The organism is Hyphomonas sp. NPDC076881 (assembly GCF_050269995.1).
In the GTDB taxonomy this organism is placed as follows: domain Bacteria; phylum Pseudomonadota; class Alphaproteobacteria; order Caulobacterales; family Hyphomonadaceae; genus Hyphomonas.
On sequence record NZ_JBNNJJ010000003.1, the window covers coordinates 118,315 to 135,889 of the forward strand.

The window sequence follows — 17,575 nt, forward strand, 5'->3', positions numbered from 1 at the left end:
CATAAAAGATATATCCTTGCTGGGGGCCTGGAATGCTGTTTGTCCGTCACATTGCGCTGGCTGTTGCCGCAGTTCTGGTTTCTGCCTGCGCGTCTCTGAGCCAGGCGCAGGGGCCAAAGCTCGATCCGGTGAACCCGGCAGACGCCCTGACGCTGATGCGCAAGGTGCATTGCTCGACAGTGGACAACGCACCGGCAATCTTCTGGTGGGAGGGGGAGACTTTCTCACGCCGCCAGGGCGAGAAGGACATCCACCTGTTTGATGTTGAGGGCTACAACATCCGCGCCTGCGCGGCGATTACCAATGAGGCTGGCCTGAAGGGCTACCAGCTCGTGTCACGCGAAATCCTTCTGTACAAGGACAAGGATACTGGGGAAGTTCTCAAGACCTGGACCAATCCCTGGACGGGCGAGGATGTGGAAGTGCTCCATGTTGCCAATGATCCGGTGAACTGGAAAGTTTACGAGACCGGGCGTGATGGCCAGCCTGTCAACTGGGGCGGCGAGGTGAGCGGACCGTTCTGGTGGCTGCGCTCGACCATTCCGCTCTGGTATCCCAATCCGCTGGCCGGGGATTATCAGAAAGAGATTGGCGGAACTTATCACGCTACGGAGCTTTTCAATTTCTTCGGAAATGCGGGGGAACTGCTCGACCCGAAGACGGAAACAGCTTCGGCGACCGTTGCCTGGACGCGCGTTGCCGACTGGCTGCCCTGGATGATGATGAACGGCCGGGAAGGCGTGATGTATATTCACACCTCTGGCCGCAAGGTCGCCAGCTATGACGAGATTTCCGATACGATGAAAGCGGAGATCGCGGCGCACTATCCGGAATATGCAAGCCCGCCGCCTGAAGGTGATCCGCGTGCGAACATGACGAGCTGGACTTACTTCAAAGGGATCAGGGATGGATCGATCCAGAAGCCTGATCGATAACTCTCTGATTTGAATAAAAAAACTAGAAAAAAGGCCGGAGCAATGCTCCGGCCTGGTCTGTTTCCTTTCGGCCCCTGATCAGCTCAGAAGGTTTTTCCGTCATAGGATTTCCAGTCGGCGCTGATGAACTTTTCGTCGATCAGTGTACGCTGGAACAGGCGGTCTTTCTTGAACCACTGCCAGGTGCGCGAACGGGACTGGCCATCATCGGAAAGCTGGATCATCTCGTAGAGATAAAGGTCTGGTTCGCCCGTGCGGGTCCAGTTGAGCATGGTGGTACGCTTGAAATCATCAAGGGGAACATCGCTGGCCCAGCCATTGATCAATTCATTGTCCCAGGCGATGCGCCCGTTGACGATGTTTGCCGGGAAGTCCCTGATCTCACTGCGGCCGTCCGCCCACCGATAGAAATTCGTCTGGTGATAGGCCGGGCCGGTTTCCGGGAACCGGCAGAGCAGGCGGGAGGCATGCTCGTCCGTCTTGTTACCCTCGGCGTCATAGTAACGATAGACGCCTTCCCACACGCCTTCATGGCGCGCGAGCAGGGGCATGATCTTTTTCAGTTCTGCGGAGGTGATGGAGTCGGTCATGGCTGCCTCATTTCTGCTCTGACTGTGCCTCGAATGTCACGTGTGTGTCAAAATAATCTCGTCTGCCCACGGAAAAGAGCTTGCCAAGCATATAAACGCGACTGATCATGAATGGTATATCATTTGGTGTCGCTGTCGAGACGTGGTGTCGCGCGCAGAATGACGCAGTGGGGAGAACCTGACATGAAGAAGACAGTATTGTTGGCTGGTGCCGCCGCCCTGGCGATGTCAGTTCAAGCCTTTCCGGGCCATGCCCAGGAGGCCTCGGAGGAGACAGAACTCAAGCAGGACGTCATTGTTGTCAGCGCGCGCAAGAAGGATGAGGGCCTTCTGGAGGCCCCGGTGGCCGTCAGCGCGTTCAGCGAACAGGCCATCGAAAACCTGCAGCTGGAATCGGTCGATGATATTGCCCGGTTCACGCCCGGCCTTTCGTTCAGCAAGGCCTTTGGCCGGTCCACCGAGCGCCCTGTCATCCGTGGTCAGTCCAACGTTCTGGCGGGTGTGCAATTCGGCGTGGAATCGGGCACGGCCTACTTCATTGACGGCATCTATTATTCCGGCTCGATCCAGAACCTTGATCCCAATGACCTGCAGCGGGTGGAGGTGATCAAGGGGCCGCAATCGGCGCTTTACGGCCGCAACACCTATGCCGGCGCGATCAACTTCATCACCAAAGGCGGCACCGAAACTTTCGAAGGCACGGGCAAGGCCCGTATCGGAAGCAACAATACGAAGGAGTTTTCCGCATCCATCGCCGGGCCGCTGTTCAAGGGGCTGACCGGACGGCTGAGCTTCCGTGACTATGAGTATGGCGGCGAATACACCAACGCGGTGACCAACGAGACCGTTGGCCAGGAAGCGACGACCAGCATTGCCGGTGTGCTGGACTGGGAACCGATCTCCAATTTCGACACGCGCCTGCGGGTGAGCTTCACGGAGGACCGCGACGGCGTGCTGCCACTGTTCCTGCAGTCGGCTGAGGAAAACAACTGTATGCCGGGCTACAGATCGCTGGCCTACTGGTCGCGTTCGGGCAGCACCAACACCAATCAGTATTATTGCGGCGTCATCAAGCCCGGACAGGTGGCCGTCAACTCAGGCGCAGATGCCGACGGGATACCGAATGTTGTTCCTGGCGCGCCGCTGACGGCAACCTTTCCGTACTTGGCCGCGACTTACGGCCTGGGCGACGGGACGGCATTCGATGGTATTTCGCGCGATCTGTGGGTAGCCAACTCGGTGTCGAACTATCGCTTTGGCGATTCTGGTTGGGAGCTCAGCCTGCTGGCCGGCTATTCGAAAGAGCATAACAAGCAGGGCTATGACTCGGATCACTCGTCGGTGAACTTCTTCCTCTCCGGCTCTACGCTGGAGCCGTTCTTTGCAAACACGACGCGCAAGGACATTGAGGACTACAGCATCGAGGCGCAACTCGCCACGCCGCAGGATCAGCGCCTGCGCGGTATGCTGGGTGTGTATATGTATGACCAGATCCTCTATGAGGGCGATATCACCTTCGCCGATCCTTCCGGCCGGGCCGCCGATACCGGCAAGCGCACCGTGCGCAACGAAGCCGTCTTTGGTCTTGTAGAGTTCGACTTCACCGATCGCCTTACGGCGACCCTCGAAGGGCGGTATGCGGAAGAAACCAAAACGGATCGCACCTCGACGGTGACGCCGGAGGTTTCCTACAACAAATTCACGCCGCGCCTGACGGTCGATTATGATCTCAGCAATGGCGGTACGGTTTATGCCGTACTGGCGCAGGGCGTGAAGCCGGGTGGTATCAACGGCGCGATCGGCGAAGCGGTCGGCATGCCGACGTACAAGCAGGAAGAGTCCGACAATATCGAACTCGGCATCAAGACGCCGCTCCCGGATATGGGCGTTGGCAACTGGAACCTGTCTCTGGCCGGATATTATACCGAAGCCACTAACGTACAGCTGACCTCCGCTGTGGCGGCGACTTCCGGGGCGATCAACTCCATTGCCACCAATCAGGGTGCGGGTGAAATCAAGGGTATCGAAGTCGATCTGAGCGGCGCGGTGAACGACATCCTCAGCGGGGGCTTCACCTATGCCTGGACGGATGCAAAGTTCACCGAGGGGTGCGATGCTGATGAATGGATATTGACATCGGGCGGTGGTAACTTCACGAGTCCATCCACGCAGAGCGGCGTTGATTATTCCTCGCTGTTTGGCGGCGATACGGCTTCCTGCTCGATCGCAGGCCGCACATTCCCTCTGACATCGGAGCATCAGGCGAGCGTGTTCGTGCGTCTCGATTTCCGCGATGCGGGGCCGTTTGGATCTGACTTCTTCATCTCCAGTGACCTGACTTACGAAAGCTCCAAGTTCGTGCAGATTCACAATCTTGCCGAGACGGGCGATGCAACCTTGCTAGGCGCCCGTTTCGGTTTCGAGACTGAAGGCTGGACGCTGGCGGCCTATGGGCAGAACATCACGGATGAGGACTCCATCGTGGTGGCAACGCGCTGGCTGCAAGGGCCTTATTTCTCCACGGGCTTCAGCTCGAATACTGCGCCCACGACCGCTTCTCGTGGCGCGCCGCGTGCATTCTTCGGTTCGCTTCGCCGCGGGCCGCAGTTTGGCGCGGAGCTGCGTGTCCGCTTCTGATCGGGCATACAGCAAAACCTGGCGGCGCCGGACTCCCGTCCCGGCGCCGCTTTTTTCTGTGTGCAGATGTTACCTGGAGGGTTAGAGCTGCGCAGCTTCCAGGATCGCATAAGCCGCGCGTTCGCCTGTTTCCAGCGCGCCTTCCATGCCCGTATGCAGGAAGGAGAGATGCTCTCCGGCAAAGTGCAGCCGGCCTGAAGGCTCGGTAATGCGGGTGGCCCAGGCGCCAATCTGCCCCGGTGCCCAGTGCATGTAGGCTCCGCCCGAGCGCGGTTGGGTTTCATCCCAGCGCACGACCTTGATGCCGCGCGTGCCGGTGCCGCGCAGGCGGCCGAATTCGGCATTGGCGATGGCGAACCAGTCTTCATCCGTGCGGCCGGGATCAGCGCCCTGGCCGTTGACCCAGCAGGTGAGGCTGGCTACTTCGCCCGCCTCGTCGAAGTTTGCGAAGACGCGCTCGATGGGACCATCGGTCCACATTTCGATGGGCAGGCCGTCGGCCTCCCAGTAGCGCGCCTCGGGCTCGACATGGATCTGATGGATCCGGGTATAGGGCATGGCACTGATGGCTGCGCGGCGCTCGGCGGAAAAGCTATCGGTTTCCGAAAGCGTCAGATCCAGCCGGCGCAGGGCGGGGAAAGGCAGGGTGCAGATTGCGAAGGGGGCCGTGTAGATCGTGCCATCGGCAGTCACTTCGACATGCGTGCCGCGCTCGGCAATTGCTTCGGCGGCTGTTCCAAGGCGCAGCATACCCTCCGCCAGGCTGGCCGCCAGCGCCTCTGTAAAGCGGGACGAGCCGCCGGCAATGCGATCTGACGGGCCAAGGGCGGCATCCTCGGCATAGAGTGTCAGGGTGCGCCAGACATTGGCGATGGAATAGGTGGCAAGGCTGTTGCCGTTCAGGGAACTGTCGATCAGCGCGCGGGAGGCTTCGTCAAAGCCGAGCCCAGCGAGGAAATCGCCGGCGGAGATGTCGCTGGCAGGCGTGACTTCCCGCCAGGCGTAATTGTCTGCAAACGGATTGCTGCGCCCAGCGGCGACCAGCAAGGCGGCCGAAGGGGTGAGCGGGCGAAAGGGGCCGGGGAAAGGGTTTTCCGGCGCGGTGGCCCAATCGCTCGCCGCCATGACGCGGCCAGCCGCGGCGACTGCGGCGTCGCGCGGACGGAGCGGATAGGGAACGACCGGCACGCCCAGGTCCAGCGCAGTCTTGCGCATCCGCGCATAGGTCTGGCCGACCTGCTGGCCGCCACCTTCCGGTTTTCCCGGCACATCATCGAGTGTCAGGATGCGTCCGCCGGGCCGCGTATCCGCCTCCAGGATCAGCACCTTCATGCCGGCCGCCGCCAGCATCCGCGCCGCATAGAGGCCTGAGAGCCCGGCGCCCAGAATGATGACATCGGCGGCATCCCGGCGCCCTTTCGCGGGCACAGGTGCGCAGGCCGACAGCAAAGCTGCGCCTGCCAGGAGTGCAAATTTCCGGCGTGACATAGGCATATTGTGATTTCCTCTCGACGGGGCGCTCAAATGATATACCAATTAAACCACGATAAGACCCGGAATTGCGTTCGCGCAAGCACCGAACAAGCGAGGAGTTTGTAGAATGGCGGAAACAGGTGAGTTCAGTCGCGGCTGGCCGGTAGTCAGCGCTGCGGCCATAGGTGTCGGACTCGGACTTTCGCCGCTGCCATTCTATACGATCGGGGTAATGATCCCGCCGATGCTGGCAGAGTTTGGGCCGATGGGCTGGGCGCCGGGCGATATTCTCAACGCGCTGGCGATCTACACCTTTGGTGTCTTCGTGGCCGCGCCGATGGTGGGCATCCTGGCGCAGCGCTTCGGGGCACGGATCATTGCCCTGATTTCGACCGTGACTTTCAGCTTGGCGATGATGGCGCTGGCATTCAACAACGGCTCCAAGCCGCTCTACATATTTCTCTGGTTGCTGCTGGCCTTTGCCGGGGCCGGAACATTGCCCATCACGTTTACGCGCCCGGTCGCCGCCTGGTTCGACAAGAACCGGGGCATCGTGCTGGGCATTGCGCTGATCGCGACGGGGGTGAGCGGGGCGCTGGCGAAGTTCTTCGCGCAGTACATCGTTTCAACTCCGGAATGGCATTTCTTCAATGGCTCGGGCTGGCGCAGTGCCTATATCCTGCTGGCGCTGCTACCCCTGACGATTTCACTGCCGATGAGCGTGCTGAGCCTGCGCGACATTGACGACAAGCCGGCGAGCGAGTCGCGCCTAGTGCGCCTGAAGCTTCCTATTCTGGGGATTTCGCTGCTGGGCACGCTGGGGCTGACGGCCATTGTCTGGATGCAGGTTCTGCCGCTGATCGACACACATGGCCCCCGCCTTGAATATCTCATGGCGATTGCCTTTTCGCTGATGATGCTGCTGCCGGTTCTGGCGATGATCTTCCTCGACATTCGCAAGTCACCTCCGGTGCCGGTTGAGGGCAAGGCGGTGGTGATGACGGGCATGAGCCTGGCAGCCGCAGCGAAAGACTGGCGCTTCTGGCTGCTCGGGATTTGCTTCATGCCGATCTCCTATGCCGTGGGCGCCGTCATTCCGAACATTGAGCGCATTCTTGTGCATCAGTCGTTCGATATTAACGAGGCTGTCGGGCTGGCAACGCTGACGGGGCTTGCCGTGCTGCTGGGCCGGGCAGTGGGGGGCTATCTGATTGACCGCTTCTGGGCGCCTGCGGTGGCGTTTGCCTTTCTCGCTTCGCCGGCGATCGCGCTCTGGCTTCTCGGCCAGCCGGGACTCACGCCGGGCATGGCGACAATTGCCATTCTGATGATCGGCTTCGGCGCGGGCGTGGAATATGACTTCATGGCCTACATCGTGTCGAAGTATTTCGGGATGAAGTCCTACACCGCGATCTATGGCGCGCTGTATGCCTTCTTCGCCGTGGGCGCCGGTCTCGGGCCGTCGATCATGACCGATATTGCCGATGGCCGGGGCATCCACTTCCTGGGGGCCGATACCGGCATTCTGCCGGGCCATGACTGGCAGTGGACGCTCACCAGCGCGGCGATCATCCTGTTCATCTCCACGCTGCCGATCCTGGCACTCGGAAAGTACCGGTACGGACGGGAGCATGAGGCAGAGGCGCCGCCAGCGATTGCGCCGGCGGGCGCGGTAGCACCCTCAGAGGTGTGACCTCAGAAGGGCTGCAACTTCTTCGGGCCACACGTCCATGAAGTTGTAGCCCCATTGAGGGCATTCGATGACTTCGCCATTGCGCAGCAGATTGGTGGCGCGGCGCGTGCATTCGGTGAGGTCGTCTGCCGGGTTGAGAATGGTGATCCGGTTCGGCAGGGTTTTCAGCGCTTGCTCGAAAGGCTCCGCAAAAGAGAAGGCGGCCGCATGGCCCCACTCATATTCTTCCCCGCCGAGTAGGTTCATCATCAGGGATTGGGCTAGCATTTCCAGCGTTGCGCCGGGGCCCCGGCGCTCGATGATCCGCTGCCACATGGTTGAGAAGCGTGTGCCGGCATCATCCAGCGGGATCGGGGTGAAATAGCCGGCAAAGAAGGCGCGCTCTTCATCCGTCAGCAGAGCAGCAGACACCATGGCGATGTTGCCGATATGGCCGGGGCGCATCACCGCCATTTCTGTTGCAACTTTTGATCCGGTATGATTGCCGAACAGCGCGATATTGTCGTGGCCAAGGGCATCGGCCACCTGCCAGCAGGCCTGCGCATAGGCAGGCACCGTAGCGAGGTGCTCTTCCGGCGGCTTATCGGATTGGCCATAGCCGGGATAGTCTGGGGCAACGACGATGCGTTCATCGCCGATGGTGCCCATCAGGGTTTCAAATTCCATCCCGCATTTCGGGCTCTGATGCAGGCAGTAGAGCGGCGGCAGGGAGGAGGGCGCTTCGGGCCTTGCAATGCGGTAGTGAAGCTGGCCGTATGTTCCGTCTACATATGATCTTCTGACGCGGGCCATTATGCCTGTTCCTCTGAAACGGTGATGATGGGTTTGCCGACATTTGCGCCGCGCATGAGCTTGCCAAACAGCGCGGGAGCATTGTCCAGGCCGTCGGCATGGTCCTCCGCGAAGGCAAGCTTGCCATCGCGAATCCAGCCGCTGGCTTCGGTGACGTATTCATCCCAGCGGGGATAGAAATCGTAGACGACAAGACCGAGCATCTGGGCCCGCTTGCCGATGATGGCGCCGGCATTGAGGGCGTGGGGCGCAGGGCCGGCCGACTGGTAAGCGTCCGCAAGGCCGCAGAGCACGCCGCGCACATAGGTTCTGGAAACGGAAAGTGCGGTCATCGCCATTTCAGCAGAGACGTTCTCGAAGAAGACGCTGGCGCCTTCGGGAAGCGCTTCCTTCAGAGCGGCCTGCCAGCCTTGGGCCTTGTAATCGATGCAGGTATCGAAGCCGTAAGTGTCCGTCACGAGACGGCATTTTTCGGGGCCGCCGGCGATGCCGACGACTTTTGCGGCGCCCTTGATGCGGGCGATCTGGCCAGCTGTGCCGCCGACGGCGCCGGCCGCTGCGTCGACCAGCACAACATCACCGGTGGTGACCTTCGCCAGCTGGGTAGTGCCCGCCCAGGCGGTGAGGCCGGGCATGCCGAGCACACCGATATGAGCGCGCAGGGGCGCGGCGGCCGGATCGAGCTTGCGGAAATGGCCTGCAGGCAGCGCGGCATATTCCTGCCAGCCGCCTTCCATTGCATGGACATAATCGCCCTCGGCAATGCCGGGGGCGCGGCTCTCCACGACCTGGCCGACGATGGCGCCCGGGATGGCGTCGGCCATCGGCGCCGGCGGCGTTTCCCCCATATGGCGGCCCCTCAGGCGCGAGCCGATATAGGGATCGAGCGAGAGATAGATTGTACGCACCACAATGCCGCCGGGCGGACAGTCCGGATACGGCACATCAATCGCGGCGAAATCTTCCGCCACGGGCGCGGCGGAGAGCGCAGCTTTCAGCGTGTAGCGTTTCATGCTTCGACAATCTCGATCAGGGCGCCATCAAGGTCTTGGATCGTGGCAACACGCTTGCCCTGATAGATCGGGCCATCGCGGCGGGTTGGCGGGGTGATCCAGGGGCCGGGCAAGCTATCGAATTCCGGATGCCAGAGCGTGCCGACCGCGCAGCCGGGCACCAGCATGCCCTCATGGTGGGGGCGCGGGATGGCAGCGGGGGGATACTGGTCGAGTTCGAGGAAGACATCACGGCCATGGATCATGGTGGAGATCTTGTGGAGCTGTTCCATCGGCAGATCATACGCCTTGGCGATCATCGTATAGACGATTTCCATTTCCTCGCGCCCGACAGCCAGGCCGCAATGGCGCACCATCCAGTCGAGCGAGGCTTTCATGTCGCTGCAACCGAGGACAAGGATGAACAGCTTGTCGATGGTTGAGGCAGCGCGCGGAAGGTCGAAGGCGGGCAGGTCGTCGCGGATCTGGGTGAGGTAGACGATTTCCTCGTCCGGACCTTTGACCTGCATTGGGTAGATCGCGTCGAGGCCCTCGATCTCGCGCGGCGGGCCGATGATCTCGAAGGGGGAGTTTTCCATGCGCGCATTGGCGGTCAGAACATCCTGAACGCAGATCTCGATGGCGTTCCAGCCATAGGAGCGCAGGGCCTTGTAGCCGGCCACTGGGGGCTGCTGGATGAAACGGAGATAGACTTCAGCACCAGAGGAGGGCTGCATCACGGCGTAGGGCAGGCCGGCAGACGCTGGAGCCTGCCAGCTGGCGGCGAGATCTGCCGGCACATCCCCGCGCTCCACGACCGAATAGTCGAAATATTTCGCATAATTGGCGATTGAGCGTTCCAGATCGGAGACAGTCAGCGTGGCGGCTCTGAGCAGCTTCATGGTTAGGCCTTTTCTTTTGTTATGGCCTCTGGAGGCCGTCCAATAAAAGATATATCATTTGAATCGATTGGGCCAAGCTGAAAGGATGCAGATGGCGGCGTACATGATCGTTTTTGCGCGGGTGAAGGATCGCCAGCGCTTCGTGGCCGAATATGCAGCACCGACTGCGGCGCTGATCTCACGCTTTGGCGGGGAATATGTCGTGCGCGGCCCGGGTGTCGAGTCGCTTGAAGGCGGCCTGTTTGACGGGGCGAGCACGGTAATCTCGAAGTGGCCGGACAAGGCGGCGATCCGCCGCTTCTGGGACAGCCCGGAATATCAGGTGCTGAAAGCCGCGCGCCAGCCGCTGGCCGAGGCACATGTAATGATTGTGGAAGATCCGGCATGAAACATTTGCCGCTTCTGTGTCTCGCTCTGCTTGCTGCCTGCGCCACCGTGACGGCAGGGAGCGGGAATATATATCCAGATGGTCTGCCTCCGGATGTTTCGAGGCGTGCGCTGTTGCCTGCCGCCGTGCAGGCCAATCCCGGGCTCTCCGCGCGAGACATCATTGCTGCGGCGCATGAGGCGGCTGGCGGGGAGAACTGGCGTGATGTGAAAAGCCTGTATCTTGAAGGCTACAACATCATCCGCCAGGCTGACGGCTCCGAAGTGCTGTGGGACCGGTATGCCATGTGGCGGGAGTTTTCCGACAGCAAGGCTAACGCCCATGCCGCGGAAGGCAAGGTGCGGATCGAGGCGTGGAGCGGCGAGAAGCTGGCGATGCTGATCAGCTTCGATGGCGAGACGACCTATGATCAGAATGGTCCGATGCCGGAAGAGGTGGCGGCGAAGGCCTGGGCGTCGAATTTCGGCTTCGGCGCTATCCGCAACGCGCTGGATGAAGGCTGGACACAGGCGCGTCTGCCCGACGATCTGATCGATGGCCTGCCCGCCTATATGGTGGAGCTGACCGATCCTGCGGGCGGAAGGACGAAGTTCGGTATTCGCCAGTCAGACTTTGCCACCGTGTATGCGGGCTTCAGCACGCCGCGCGGCTGGCATGAGCGGCGCTATTCGAATTTCTTCACCGTGCCGGGCTCGCGCTGGGTGCAGCCTGGCCGCGTGCGGCTTTTCTATGATGGCATGAAAGCGAACGAGGCGGTCTGGACCAAGGTGGAGATTGGCGCACCGATTGATCAGTCCGTGTTCGTCATTTCAGAAGAACCGGAGCGGCCGACCTTCTGACAAGGCCGGGAAGAGTCCGGGAAATATTGTGGCGCCCCTCGCCAGATGGGCGCCACTTTTATTGCCCTGTTTCAGAAGGGTTTTACGGCGCCGAAGAAAGCCGTGGTGAGGATGCCGGCCCAGTAGGTGTAGGCGATCAGCCGGGCGACCTTGATGGAGCGGTCGAGCCTGGCTTCCACTTCCGGATTGGGGCCTGCCGCCAGAATGGGGAACAGGGCGCGCCATTCATGCATCACCAACCGCAAGCCGAAGCCGAGGATCAGCAGCAGGCCATAGGTGAGCATCTTCGCCGAGAACCATTTCTGGCCTTCGCCTGCCAGGAACGGACCATAACCGAGAAGCGAGGAAATCGAGCAGATGATCAGCAGGGGGATGACGATATAGCGCGTCCAGTCTTCAATGTCTGACAGACGTTTCCCGAGTGGTTTGCCACGATTGGAGAATGCGCCCCAGGTTATGGCCATCCAGATGATCCAGAGGATCCACATCGCAACCAGCCAGCCGCCGCCGAAGGGCTGCACGCCCCAGAGATGGCCCATGTGCAGGCCAAGGGGCAGCAGCGAGATGATGCCTGTGCGCGCCATGATGTCGATACGGTAAGCCGTATCCATGTGGCGCGAGCGTTCCTCCAGAGACAGGGCGGGGTTCACGACCTTGTAGGAGGTCTGGAACACGCCCCATTCGCCACCAAGCCAATAGACCATGGCAACGATATGCAGCCATCGGAGGATCGGCAGCTCATAGGCCGCAAGAAATTCTAGCATGGTGCCTCCCAGCGAGATGATCAAAAGATATATCTTTTAATCTGGCTGGTGCGTAAAATTCCATAGTGGAAAATACTTAGGCGCGATGTTTCTGCGGGTCTCTCCGTATACGTTGCACTGGAACGGGCCGGACGCACAAAAAAGCGCCCGCAGAGCAGGCGCTTTCCTTGTCATGAATGGGCCGGGTAATTTAGGGCGTCGTCGTGGCGAACTCTTCGGCCACCTCTTCGGAGGAGGCTTCCTCGCCACGTTCGATGGCTTCCCGGTCCTGCTGGACGATACGCAGAACGCGGGCGATGTATTCCTGGGTCCAGGCGCCGCGTTCTTCGGCTTCCTTCTTGGTTGGCGTGAAGGTTTCAATCGAGGCCTTTGTCACCTTTCCATCCCGCTCCATCAGGCGTTCTATCGTATCCATCCGCTCCCGGAGGACTGCGACTTCCTGCATGAGGGCAAGGGTGATGTTCATCACGCGCTCGACGTCAGGGTCTTTCAGGAACCAGGGGCGTTTGCCTTTGGCCTTGGCGCCGGAGAGGGCGAGGGGATCAAGTTTCGTGGTCATGGTTCAGGCTACCTTCCGCGCACCGATAACGTGCCATGCGGCTTTGCGGCCATAGTCTTCCTGCTTGGTATCCTTCGCGGCCTCGGGGAAGACTTCTGGATCGACCACAGCGGCCACGCCGCCATGAATGAGGGCGTCTTTCGTGAAGCCCGCCTTTTCCATCCATGCGTCGAGATCAATCTCATGCATTTTCGTCCAGAAGGGCTCGTTATTGTAGAAGGCGTCCCAGTCGCGCATGGCCTGTTCGAACAGGGGCATGTCGGCGGTATATTGGGGCTGCTCGACGTGCAGCACGATGCCGCCGGGTTTCAGGAGACGTTGGGTCTCTGCGAAGATTTTCGGCATGGATTTGTAGCTGGTCTCGTGCAGGAACATCGTCGATTGCACCCAGTCGAAGCTGTTGTCTTCAAACTGCGAGAGGTCTGAAACATCGCCCTGGATGAAGGTGATGTTGTTGACCCCGAGCGACTTGGCGCGCGCCAGGCCGTAGCGCAGCATCGGCGCCCCGGCGTCTACGGCCACAATCTCCGCATCCGGATAGGCCTGGGCGAGCGGCACGACATTGTGGCCGAGGCCGCAGCCGATATCGAGGATCCGCTTCGGTTTGAAGTCCGGCATGTTCTGCTTGACCCATTCGGCCACGGCGACGCCGCCTCCATCATTGAAGCGGCCCAGCATGCCGCCGGTGGTGGCGAAGATGCCGATGTCATAATTGGCGGGGCCAGTTACATCGCCGGGCACGAGTTCGGTGTGATAGCTGCCGGGCATGCAGTGATGGTCGATGGCCTCGGTCGAGCGAGGCTGCCTGAAGCCGGGTGCGAGAACGAGGCGGCTGTCGCTTTCGGTCATTTCCCGGACCTTGCCGTTGAGATCATCGGCCTGGCGGAGGGTTACCCAGCGGCCGGCCTGCTGGCGCGATTCCATCGTGCCGCGGCGCAGCGCTGACCACCATTGCCACATCGGATCCTGGGTCAGGGCTTTGCGCACTTCATGGCGATCCTTGAAGCTGCGCTTTTCCTTTTTCTCGAAGGCGGGCTTGATTCTGGCCTCGAAGGCTTCGCCGACACCCGGCATGACATTGGCCGCCAGATGGCGGTTCATATGGGCGAGGAAATTGAACCGGGCGACCTCATCATGAGTCGTTTCCGGAAAAACGCCATGGCGGCCGACAACGCGGTAGTCCGGGGGGCCGTCATAGGCGCGCGGCGCGGGCGCTGCCTCCTTTTTGACCGCTTTGCCTTTCGGCGCTGTTTTGGGCGGGCGCACCGTGTCAGCCATCCTATTCCTCCTGCGCTAGGGTCAATTCACAATTGACCTACAACCAAAAGATATATCATTTAGGCAAAATGACCAAGTAGGGGAGATTACCCATATGAGCACCCGGATTGTCGCACTTTTCAATCTTAAACCCAGCGTTTCCGTTTCAGACTATGAAAATTGGGCGAAAACAAAGGACATTCCCACCGTCAACGGCCTGAAATCCGTCGATGCATTTGAAGTTTTCCGTTCCACGGGTGTGCTCGGCTCCGATGCCAAGCCGCCTTATGCCTATATCGAGATCATCGATGTGAACGACATGGAAGGCTTTGGCGCCGAGGTCAGCACCGAAGCGATGCAGAAGATTGCTGCCGAGTTCCGGCCAATGACCGACGACCTCGTCTTCATTCTTACCGACAAAATCGGCTGAGGGCAGGGAATGGGAACGCTTACCGGCAAGACGGCCGTTATTACCGGCTCCGGCCGCCGCAAGGGGCTGGGTGAAGCCATCGCCCGCAAGCTGGCTTCAGAAGGCGCGAATATCGTCATCTCCGACATCGGCAAGACGCGCGATGCCGCTACGGGGGAAGCCCATATCGGCACGACGGAAGAAATGGAGTCGATTGCCGGGGAGCTTCGCGGGTTGGGCGTGCAAGTGTCCACCTGCGTTTGCGATGTGCGCAGCCTTGAGGAAGTCCGCGCGCTGGCCAGGCATGCCGCCGAAAGGCATGGATCGCTTGATATCTGGGTGAACAATGCGGGCATCGGCTACATCATGAAGCCGCTTCTGGAGGTTTCGGAGGCAGACTGGCGGGCGGTGATTGACGTGAATCTGACCGGGGCTTTCTTCGGCCTGAAGGCGGCTGCCGAAGTCATGATCGCGCAGGGCAAAGGCGGGCGGATCATCAACATCGCCAGCCAGGCGGCCAAGTCCGGCTTCCCGCATGCGCAGGCCTACACCTCATCCAAACACGGACTTGTCGGCCTGGCGCGGTCTGCCGCGATTGAGCTTGGGCCCAACGGGATCACCGTCAACAATGTGTGCCCGAACCATGTGACCACGGGTCTTGGCGCCTGGCAGAACGAGTATTTCTCCAAGGTGACCGGGCATGCCTCTGTCGAGGATTATATGACCAGTATGGCCAATCGCATTCCGATGCGCCGCCCCGGCCTGCCGGAAGATACGGCGAACGCTGTTGCCTGGCTGTGTACGGATCAGGCGGCCTACATCACGGCTGAAAGTATGAACGTTTCCGGAGGGGAGGAACCCCATTGACCAAGCTGCCACCTGATCCTGCGCCTGAGGGGTTTACCTGGCCGGGCGGGGCGAAGCTCGCCTTGTCGGTTGTTGTGAATGTCGAGGAAGGCGCCGAGCGCCGGATTGATGAAGGCGATAAACGGCCTGAGCCGGTTGACGAGCTGGGCGCCGTGCCCGGCAAGCCGATTCGCGTGCATGGGAACGAGACAAACTATCAGTATGGTATCAATCGCGGCGCGCCGCGGGTGATCCAGATTCTCGACAAGGCCGGCATCAACGCCACCTGGACGGTGTGCGGTCTGGCGCTTGAGAAGGCGCCCTGGCTTGCGAAAGCGATTGTGGATCGGGGCGATGAGCCCTGCAACCACGGCTACAAATGGGCCTTCACCGCTTTCATGGACGAAGAGGCCGAGCGTGCCTTCATCGCCAAGGGCACCGAGAGCATCGAGAAAACCTGCGGGCGCCGCCCCTCGGGCTGGCTTTCGCGATATCTGCATACGGACATCACGCGCCGTCTGATTCTCGAACAGGGCTATACCTATCATATGGACGACTATTCGGACGATTTTCCCTATTGGGCGAAGGTCGCGATGGCGGACGGCACCGAAAAGCCCATGGTTGTGCTGCCTTATGCCATTGATTCCAATGATATGAAGTTCTGGCTTTCGCCCAGCTTCACGCCGGATATGTGGCTTGAGTATGCGCGCCGGTCTTTTGACTGGCTGTATGAGGAAAGCCAACGGGAAGGCGCCCGGATGATGAGCCTCGGCCTGCATCTGCGTATCATCGGACGGCCCGGACGGATCAGGGCGTTTGCAGATTTTCTTGACCATGTGAAGGGGTATCCAGATGTCTGGGTGGCGCCGCGCGAGCAGATTGCCGCGCATTTTGCCAGCCAGGTCTCTGCGGACACCGCCCGTTGATCATTAGCCGGAGGGGGCTTGCGCAATGAAGATAACGACTGCGGGTGTTTTGATTGCTGCTTGGCTCTGTGCTGGCTGCGCCCTTGCGCCGGAAGCTCCTCCGGCAGCGGCGGAAGGAGCGCCGGCGCTGCTGGGATCGGAAAATCCGTATCCGGTTTATCCGATCAACCTGCGCCGGACCACGCTTGTTGTCCGGGACGCCGAGGCGTCCTTGCGCCTCTATCGGGACGCATTGGGATTTGAGGTTGTTTACGATCAGGAACTGACCTCGCCCGGACTGGAGACCCGCCACGGCGCCGATGGCATCAACCGCTCGCGTCTGGTGCTGACGCAAACCAACAGCGCGGCCATGGGCATGATTGGTCTCTGGCAGTTTCTGGACCAGACGGAGAAGGATACCACCCCGCCGGGCGCGGCAGACTTTACGCCGGGAAATGTGGTTCTGCTGTTCAACACCACCGATCTGGAATCGCGCTTCGCGGCGGCGTCCGCTGTGCCGGGCGTTCAGGTGATCAGCGCCCCGGCTGAGCGGCATTATCCATCCCCGGCCGGCGATATCATCGTTATGGTCTCGATGCTTGTGGACCCGGATGGCTACACGATCGAACTCAACCAGATGATTTCCGACCCCCGCGCCGCCCGCTAGCGCGGCCTGTCGATTTCCACCGGCTGAGACATTGACACCTTGCGGTATCGGTTTAATTTGTCCGGACAAAGTTTCGGTTTGGATTTCCTTATGCCATCAGTTTATCGCTCTTTTCTTTTTGTTCCTGGCGCGCGGCAGGACCGGTTTGCAAAAGCCGTTGCCGCAGGGGCAGATGCCGCCATCATCGACCTGGAAGACGCTGTGCTTCCCGGTGAAAAGGACAAGGCGCGCGCTGATGTTCTGGCCTGGGTGAGCGCGTGGGACGGCAAGGGGCTGGCTGTCCGCATCAACTCTCCGCGCACCGCCCATGGCTGTGCTGATATTGCCGCCTTTGCGGCCTCCGGCCTTCTGGCGAAACTTGATTTCATCATGGTGCCCAAGGCGGAAACGGCGGTTGATCTGGAGATCGTCGCAGAAGCCCTGGGGGCGGACATTCCCTTGATTGCCGTCATGGAAAGCGGCCGCGCGCTCGCCAATGTTCAGTCAGTGGCGGCGAAAGCGACAGGCGGCATGCTGTTCGGGGGCGCCGATTTTTCCGCGAGCCTTGGCGCCGACCTTGCCAACTGGGACGCGATGCTCACCGCGCGCGCACTGGTGGCTGCTGCCTGCGGGGCGGCCGGAATTCCGGCCTATGATGTCCCCTATCTTGATGTGAAAGATCCTGCCGGCCTGACCGAGACAACCCACAAGGCCCGCCTTATGGGCTTCTCGGGCCGCGCCTGCATCCACCCCGACCAGGTGGCGCTTGTCAACGCCGCCTTCACGCCAAGCCAGGCCGAGCTTGCCGAAGCGCAAGCCATCATTGATGCGCTGAACGCGGCGCAGGGCGGCGCTGTGTTGCACAAGGGCAAGCTGGTTGACCGCCCCGTCATTCTCGCGGCCGAGCGCGTACTCAGCAAAGCAAAATCAGTCTAAGGAAGAAAGTAT

18 protein-coding genes are annotated in these 17,575 nt (G+C 60.7%); 10 read left to right on the forward strand and 8 right to left on the reverse strand.

Going from position 1 to position 17,575, the window contains the following annotated elements:
- Nucleotides 1-32 precede the first annotated feature (32 nt).
- A complete protein-coding gene (locus ACQKI2_RS04275) occupies nt 33-935 on the forward strand; it encodes a DUF1838 family protein (RefSeq protein WP_427378470.1) in 903 nt (300 codons plus the stop codon).
- Nucleotides 936-1,018: 83 nt separating this feature from the next.
- Here ACQKI2_RS04275 and ACQKI2_RS04280 read toward each other — a convergent pair whose 3' ends face one another.
- A complete protein-coding gene (locus ACQKI2_RS04280; protein WP_427378471.1) occupies nt 1,019-1,525 on the reverse strand; it encodes a DUF3598 domain-containing protein in 507 nt (168 codons plus the stop codon).
- Between the two features lie 183 nt (nt 1,526-1,708).
- Between ACQKI2_RS04280 and ACQKI2_RS04285 the strand changes: the two genes are divergently transcribed.
- On the forward strand, nt 1,709-4,162 hold the full coding sequence (locus tag ACQKI2_RS04285) for a TonB-dependent receptor (protein WP_427378472.1): 2,454 nt from the start codon (nt 1,709-1,711) through the stop codon (nt 4,160-4,162).
- An 81-nt stretch (nt 4,163-4,243) separates the two neighbouring features.
- On the opposite strand, the gene ACQKI2_RS04290 is transcribed toward ACQKI2_RS04285, so the two are convergent.
- On the reverse strand, nt 4,244-5,656 hold the full coding sequence (locus ACQKI2_RS04290; RefSeq protein ID WP_427378473.1) for a flavin monoamine oxidase family protein: 1,413 nt from the start codon (nt 5,654-5,656) through the stop codon (nt 4,244-4,246).
- Nucleotides 5,657-5,762: 106 nt separating this feature from the next.
- On the opposite strand from ACQKI2_RS04290, the gene ACQKI2_RS04295 reads away from it, so the two are divergent.
- The gene (locus ACQKI2_RS04295; protein ID WP_427378474.1) at nt 5,763-7,328 is read left to right on the forward strand and encodes an MFS transporter; all 1,566 of its coding nucleotides are present in this window, start codon (nt 5,763-5,765) and stop codon (nt 7,326-7,328) included.
- Here the strand turns inward: ACQKI2_RS04295 and ACQKI2_RS04300 are convergent.
- From ACQKI2_RS04300 to ACQKI2_RS04310, 3 genes are read right to left on the reverse strand one after another with little or no spacing between them, the layout of a single operon-like run.
- Nucleotides 7,317-8,120: an alpha/beta fold hydrolase gene (locus ACQKI2_RS04300; RefSeq protein ID WP_427378475.1), complete on the reverse strand. Its 804-nt coding sequence runs from the start codon at nt 8,118-8,120 to the stop codon at nt 7,317-7,319. The genes ACQKI2_RS04295 and ACQKI2_RS04300 overlap by 12 nt on opposite strands.
- Nucleotides 8,120-9,133 carry a zinc-binding dehydrogenase gene (locus ACQKI2_RS04305; RefSeq protein ID WP_427378476.1) on the reverse strand — a complete coding sequence of 338 codons (1,014 nt, stop codon included), beginning with the start codon at nt 9,131-9,133 and terminating at the stop codon, nt 8,120-8,122. The genes ACQKI2_RS04300 and ACQKI2_RS04305 overlap by 1 nt, the downstream gene beginning before the upstream one ends.
- Nucleotides 9,130-10,014, reverse strand: coding sequence for a hypothetical protein (locus ACQKI2_RS04310; protein WP_427378477.1), 885 nt, complete (start codon nt 10,012-10,014; stop codon nt 9,130-9,132). The genes ACQKI2_RS04305 and ACQKI2_RS04310 overlap by 4 nt, the downstream gene beginning before the upstream one ends.
- A gap of 91 nt (nt 10,015-10,105) precedes the next feature.
- On the opposite strand from ACQKI2_RS04310, the gene ACQKI2_RS04315 reads away from it, so the two are divergent.
- Both ACQKI2_RS04315 and ACQKI2_RS04320 read left to right on the forward strand, forming a co-directional pair.
- On the forward strand, nt 10,106-10,402 hold the full coding sequence (locus tag ACQKI2_RS04315) for a DUF1330 domain-containing protein (protein ID WP_427378478.1): 297 nt from the start codon (nt 10,106-10,108) through the stop codon (nt 10,400-10,402).
- On the forward strand, nt 10,399-11,241 hold the full coding sequence (locus ACQKI2_RS04320) for a hypothetical protein (RefSeq protein ID WP_427378479.1): 843 nt from the start codon (nt 10,399-10,401) through the stop codon (nt 11,239-11,241). The genes ACQKI2_RS04315 and ACQKI2_RS04320 overlap by 4 nt, the downstream gene beginning before the upstream one ends.
- A 71-nt stretch (nt 11,242-11,312) precedes the next feature.
- On the opposite strand, the gene ACQKI2_RS04325 is transcribed toward ACQKI2_RS04320, so the two are convergent.
- From ACQKI2_RS04325 to ACQKI2_RS04335, 3 genes are all read right to left on the reverse strand, one after another.
- Complete coding sequence (locus tag ACQKI2_RS04325) at nt 11,313-12,005, reverse strand: hypothetical protein (RefSeq protein ID WP_427378480.1); 693 nt, start codon at nt 12,003-12,005, stop codon at nt 11,313-11,315.
- Between the two features lie 190 nt (nt 12,006-12,195).
- Nucleotides 12,196-12,564: a hypothetical protein gene (locus ACQKI2_RS04330; RefSeq protein WP_427378481.1), complete on the reverse strand. Its 369-nt coding sequence runs from the start codon at nt 12,562-12,564 to the stop codon at nt 12,196-12,198.
- A gap of 3 nt (nt 12,565-12,567) precedes the next feature.
- On the reverse strand, nt 12,568-13,842 hold the full coding sequence (locus ACQKI2_RS04335) for a methyltransferase domain-containing protein (protein ID WP_427378482.1): 1,275 nt from the start codon (nt 13,840-13,842) through the stop codon (nt 12,568-12,570).
- A gap of 94 nt (nt 13,843-13,936) precedes the next feature.
- Here ACQKI2_RS04335 and ACQKI2_RS04340 point away from each other — a divergent pair, with 94 nt between their 5' ends.
- The 5 genes from ACQKI2_RS04340 to ACQKI2_RS04360 all read left to right on the forward strand — a co-directional run bounded on the left by ACQKI2_RS04340 (nt 13,937) and on the right by ACQKI2_RS04360 (nt 17,563).
- Complete coding sequence (locus tag ACQKI2_RS04340; RefSeq protein WP_427378483.1) at nt 13,937-14,251, forward strand: REDY-like protein HapK; 315 nt, start codon at nt 13,937-13,939, stop codon at nt 14,249-14,251.
- A 9-nt stretch (nt 14,252-14,260) separates the two neighbouring features.
- Nucleotides 14,261-15,097 (forward strand): SDR family NAD(P)-dependent oxidoreductase, encoded by an 837-nt coding sequence (locus ACQKI2_RS04345; RefSeq protein ID WP_427378484.1) that lies wholly within the window; start codon nt 14,261-14,263, stop codon nt 15,095-15,097.
- Nucleotides 15,094-16,002 (forward strand): polysaccharide deacetylase family protein, encoded by a 909-nt coding sequence (locus ACQKI2_RS04350; protein WP_427378485.1) that lies wholly within the window; start codon nt 15,094-15,096, stop codon nt 16,000-16,002. Before ACQKI2_RS04345 ends, ACQKI2_RS04350 begins: the two co-directional genes overlap by 4 nt.
- A gap of 25 nt (nt 16,003-16,027) precedes the next feature.
- A complete protein-coding gene (locus tag ACQKI2_RS04355; protein ID WP_427378486.1) occupies nt 16,028-16,648 on the forward strand; it encodes a VOC family protein in 621 nt (206 codons plus the stop codon).
- Between the two features lie 90 nt (nt 16,649-16,738).
- Nucleotides 16,739-17,563 carry an HpcH/HpaI aldolase/citrate lyase family protein gene (locus ACQKI2_RS04360; RefSeq protein ID WP_427378487.1) on the forward strand — a complete coding sequence of 275 codons (825 nt, stop codon included), beginning with the start codon at nt 16,739-16,741 and terminating at the stop codon, nt 17,561-17,563.
- The last annotated feature ends 12 nt before the right edge of the window (nt 17,564-17,575 follow it).

Coding starts and splice junctions, on each gene's coding strand:
- ACQKI2_RS04275 (WP_427378470.1), top strand. CDS start 33: ATGCTGTTTGTCCGTCACATTGCGCTGGCTGTTGCCGCAGTTCTGGTT.
- ACQKI2_RS04280 (WP_427378471.1), bottom strand. CDS start 1,525: ATGACCGACTCCATCACCTCCGCAGAACTGAAAAAGATCATGCCCCTG.
- ACQKI2_RS04285 (WP_427378472.1), top strand. CDS start 1,709: ATGAAGAAGACAGTATTGTTGGCTGGTGCCGCCGCCCTGGCGATGTCA.
- ACQKI2_RS04290 (WP_427378473.1), bottom strand. CDS start 5,656: ATGCCTATGTCACGCCGGAAATTTGCACTCCTGGCAGGCGCAGCTTTG.
- ACQKI2_RS04295 (WP_427378474.1), top strand. CDS start 5,763: ATGGCGGAAACAGGTGAGTTCAGTCGCGGCTGGCCGGTAGTCAGCGCT.
- ACQKI2_RS04300 (WP_427378475.1), bottom strand. CDS start 8,120: ATGGCCCGCGTCAGAAGATCATATGTAGACGGAACATACGGCCAGCTT.
- ACQKI2_RS04305 (WP_427378476.1), bottom strand. CDS start 9,133: ATGAAACGCTACACGCTGAAAGCTGCGCTCTCCGCCGCGCCCGTGGCG.
- ACQKI2_RS04310 (WP_427378477.1), bottom strand. CDS start 10,014: ATGAAGCTGCTCAGAGCCGCCACGCTGACTGTCTCCGATCTGGAACGC.
- ACQKI2_RS04315 (WP_427378478.1), top strand. CDS start 10,106: ATGGCGGCGTACATGATCGTTTTTGCGCGGGTGAAGGATCGCCAGCGC.
- ACQKI2_RS04320 (WP_427378479.1), top strand. CDS start 10,399: ATGAAACATTTGCCGCTTCTGTGTCTCGCTCTGCTTGCTGCCTGCGCC.
- ACQKI2_RS04325 (WP_427378480.1), bottom strand. CDS start 12,005: ATGCTAGAATTTCTTGCGGCCTATGAGCTGCCGATCCTCCGATGGCTG.
- ACQKI2_RS04330 (WP_427378481.1), bottom strand. CDS start 12,564: ATGACCACGAAACTTGATCCCCTCGCCCTCTCCGGCGCCAAGGCCAAA.
- ACQKI2_RS04335 (WP_427378482.1), bottom strand. CDS start 13,842: ATGGCTGACACGGTGCGCCCGCCCAAAACAGCGCCGAAAGGCAAAGCG.
- ACQKI2_RS04340 (WP_427378483.1), top strand. CDS start 13,937: ATGAGCACCCGGATTGTCGCACTTTTCAATCTTAAACCCAGCGTTTCC.
- ACQKI2_RS04345 (WP_427378484.1), top strand. CDS start 14,261: ATGGGAACGCTTACCGGCAAGACGGCCGTTATTACCGGCTCCGGCCGC.
- ACQKI2_RS04355 (WP_427378486.1), top strand. CDS start 16,028: ATGAAGATAACGACTGCGGGTGTTTTGATTGCTGCTTGGCTCTGTGCT.
- ACQKI2_RS04360 (WP_427378487.1), top strand. CDS start 16,739: ATGCCATCAGTTTATCGCTCTTTTCTTTTTGTTCCTGGCGCGCGGCAG.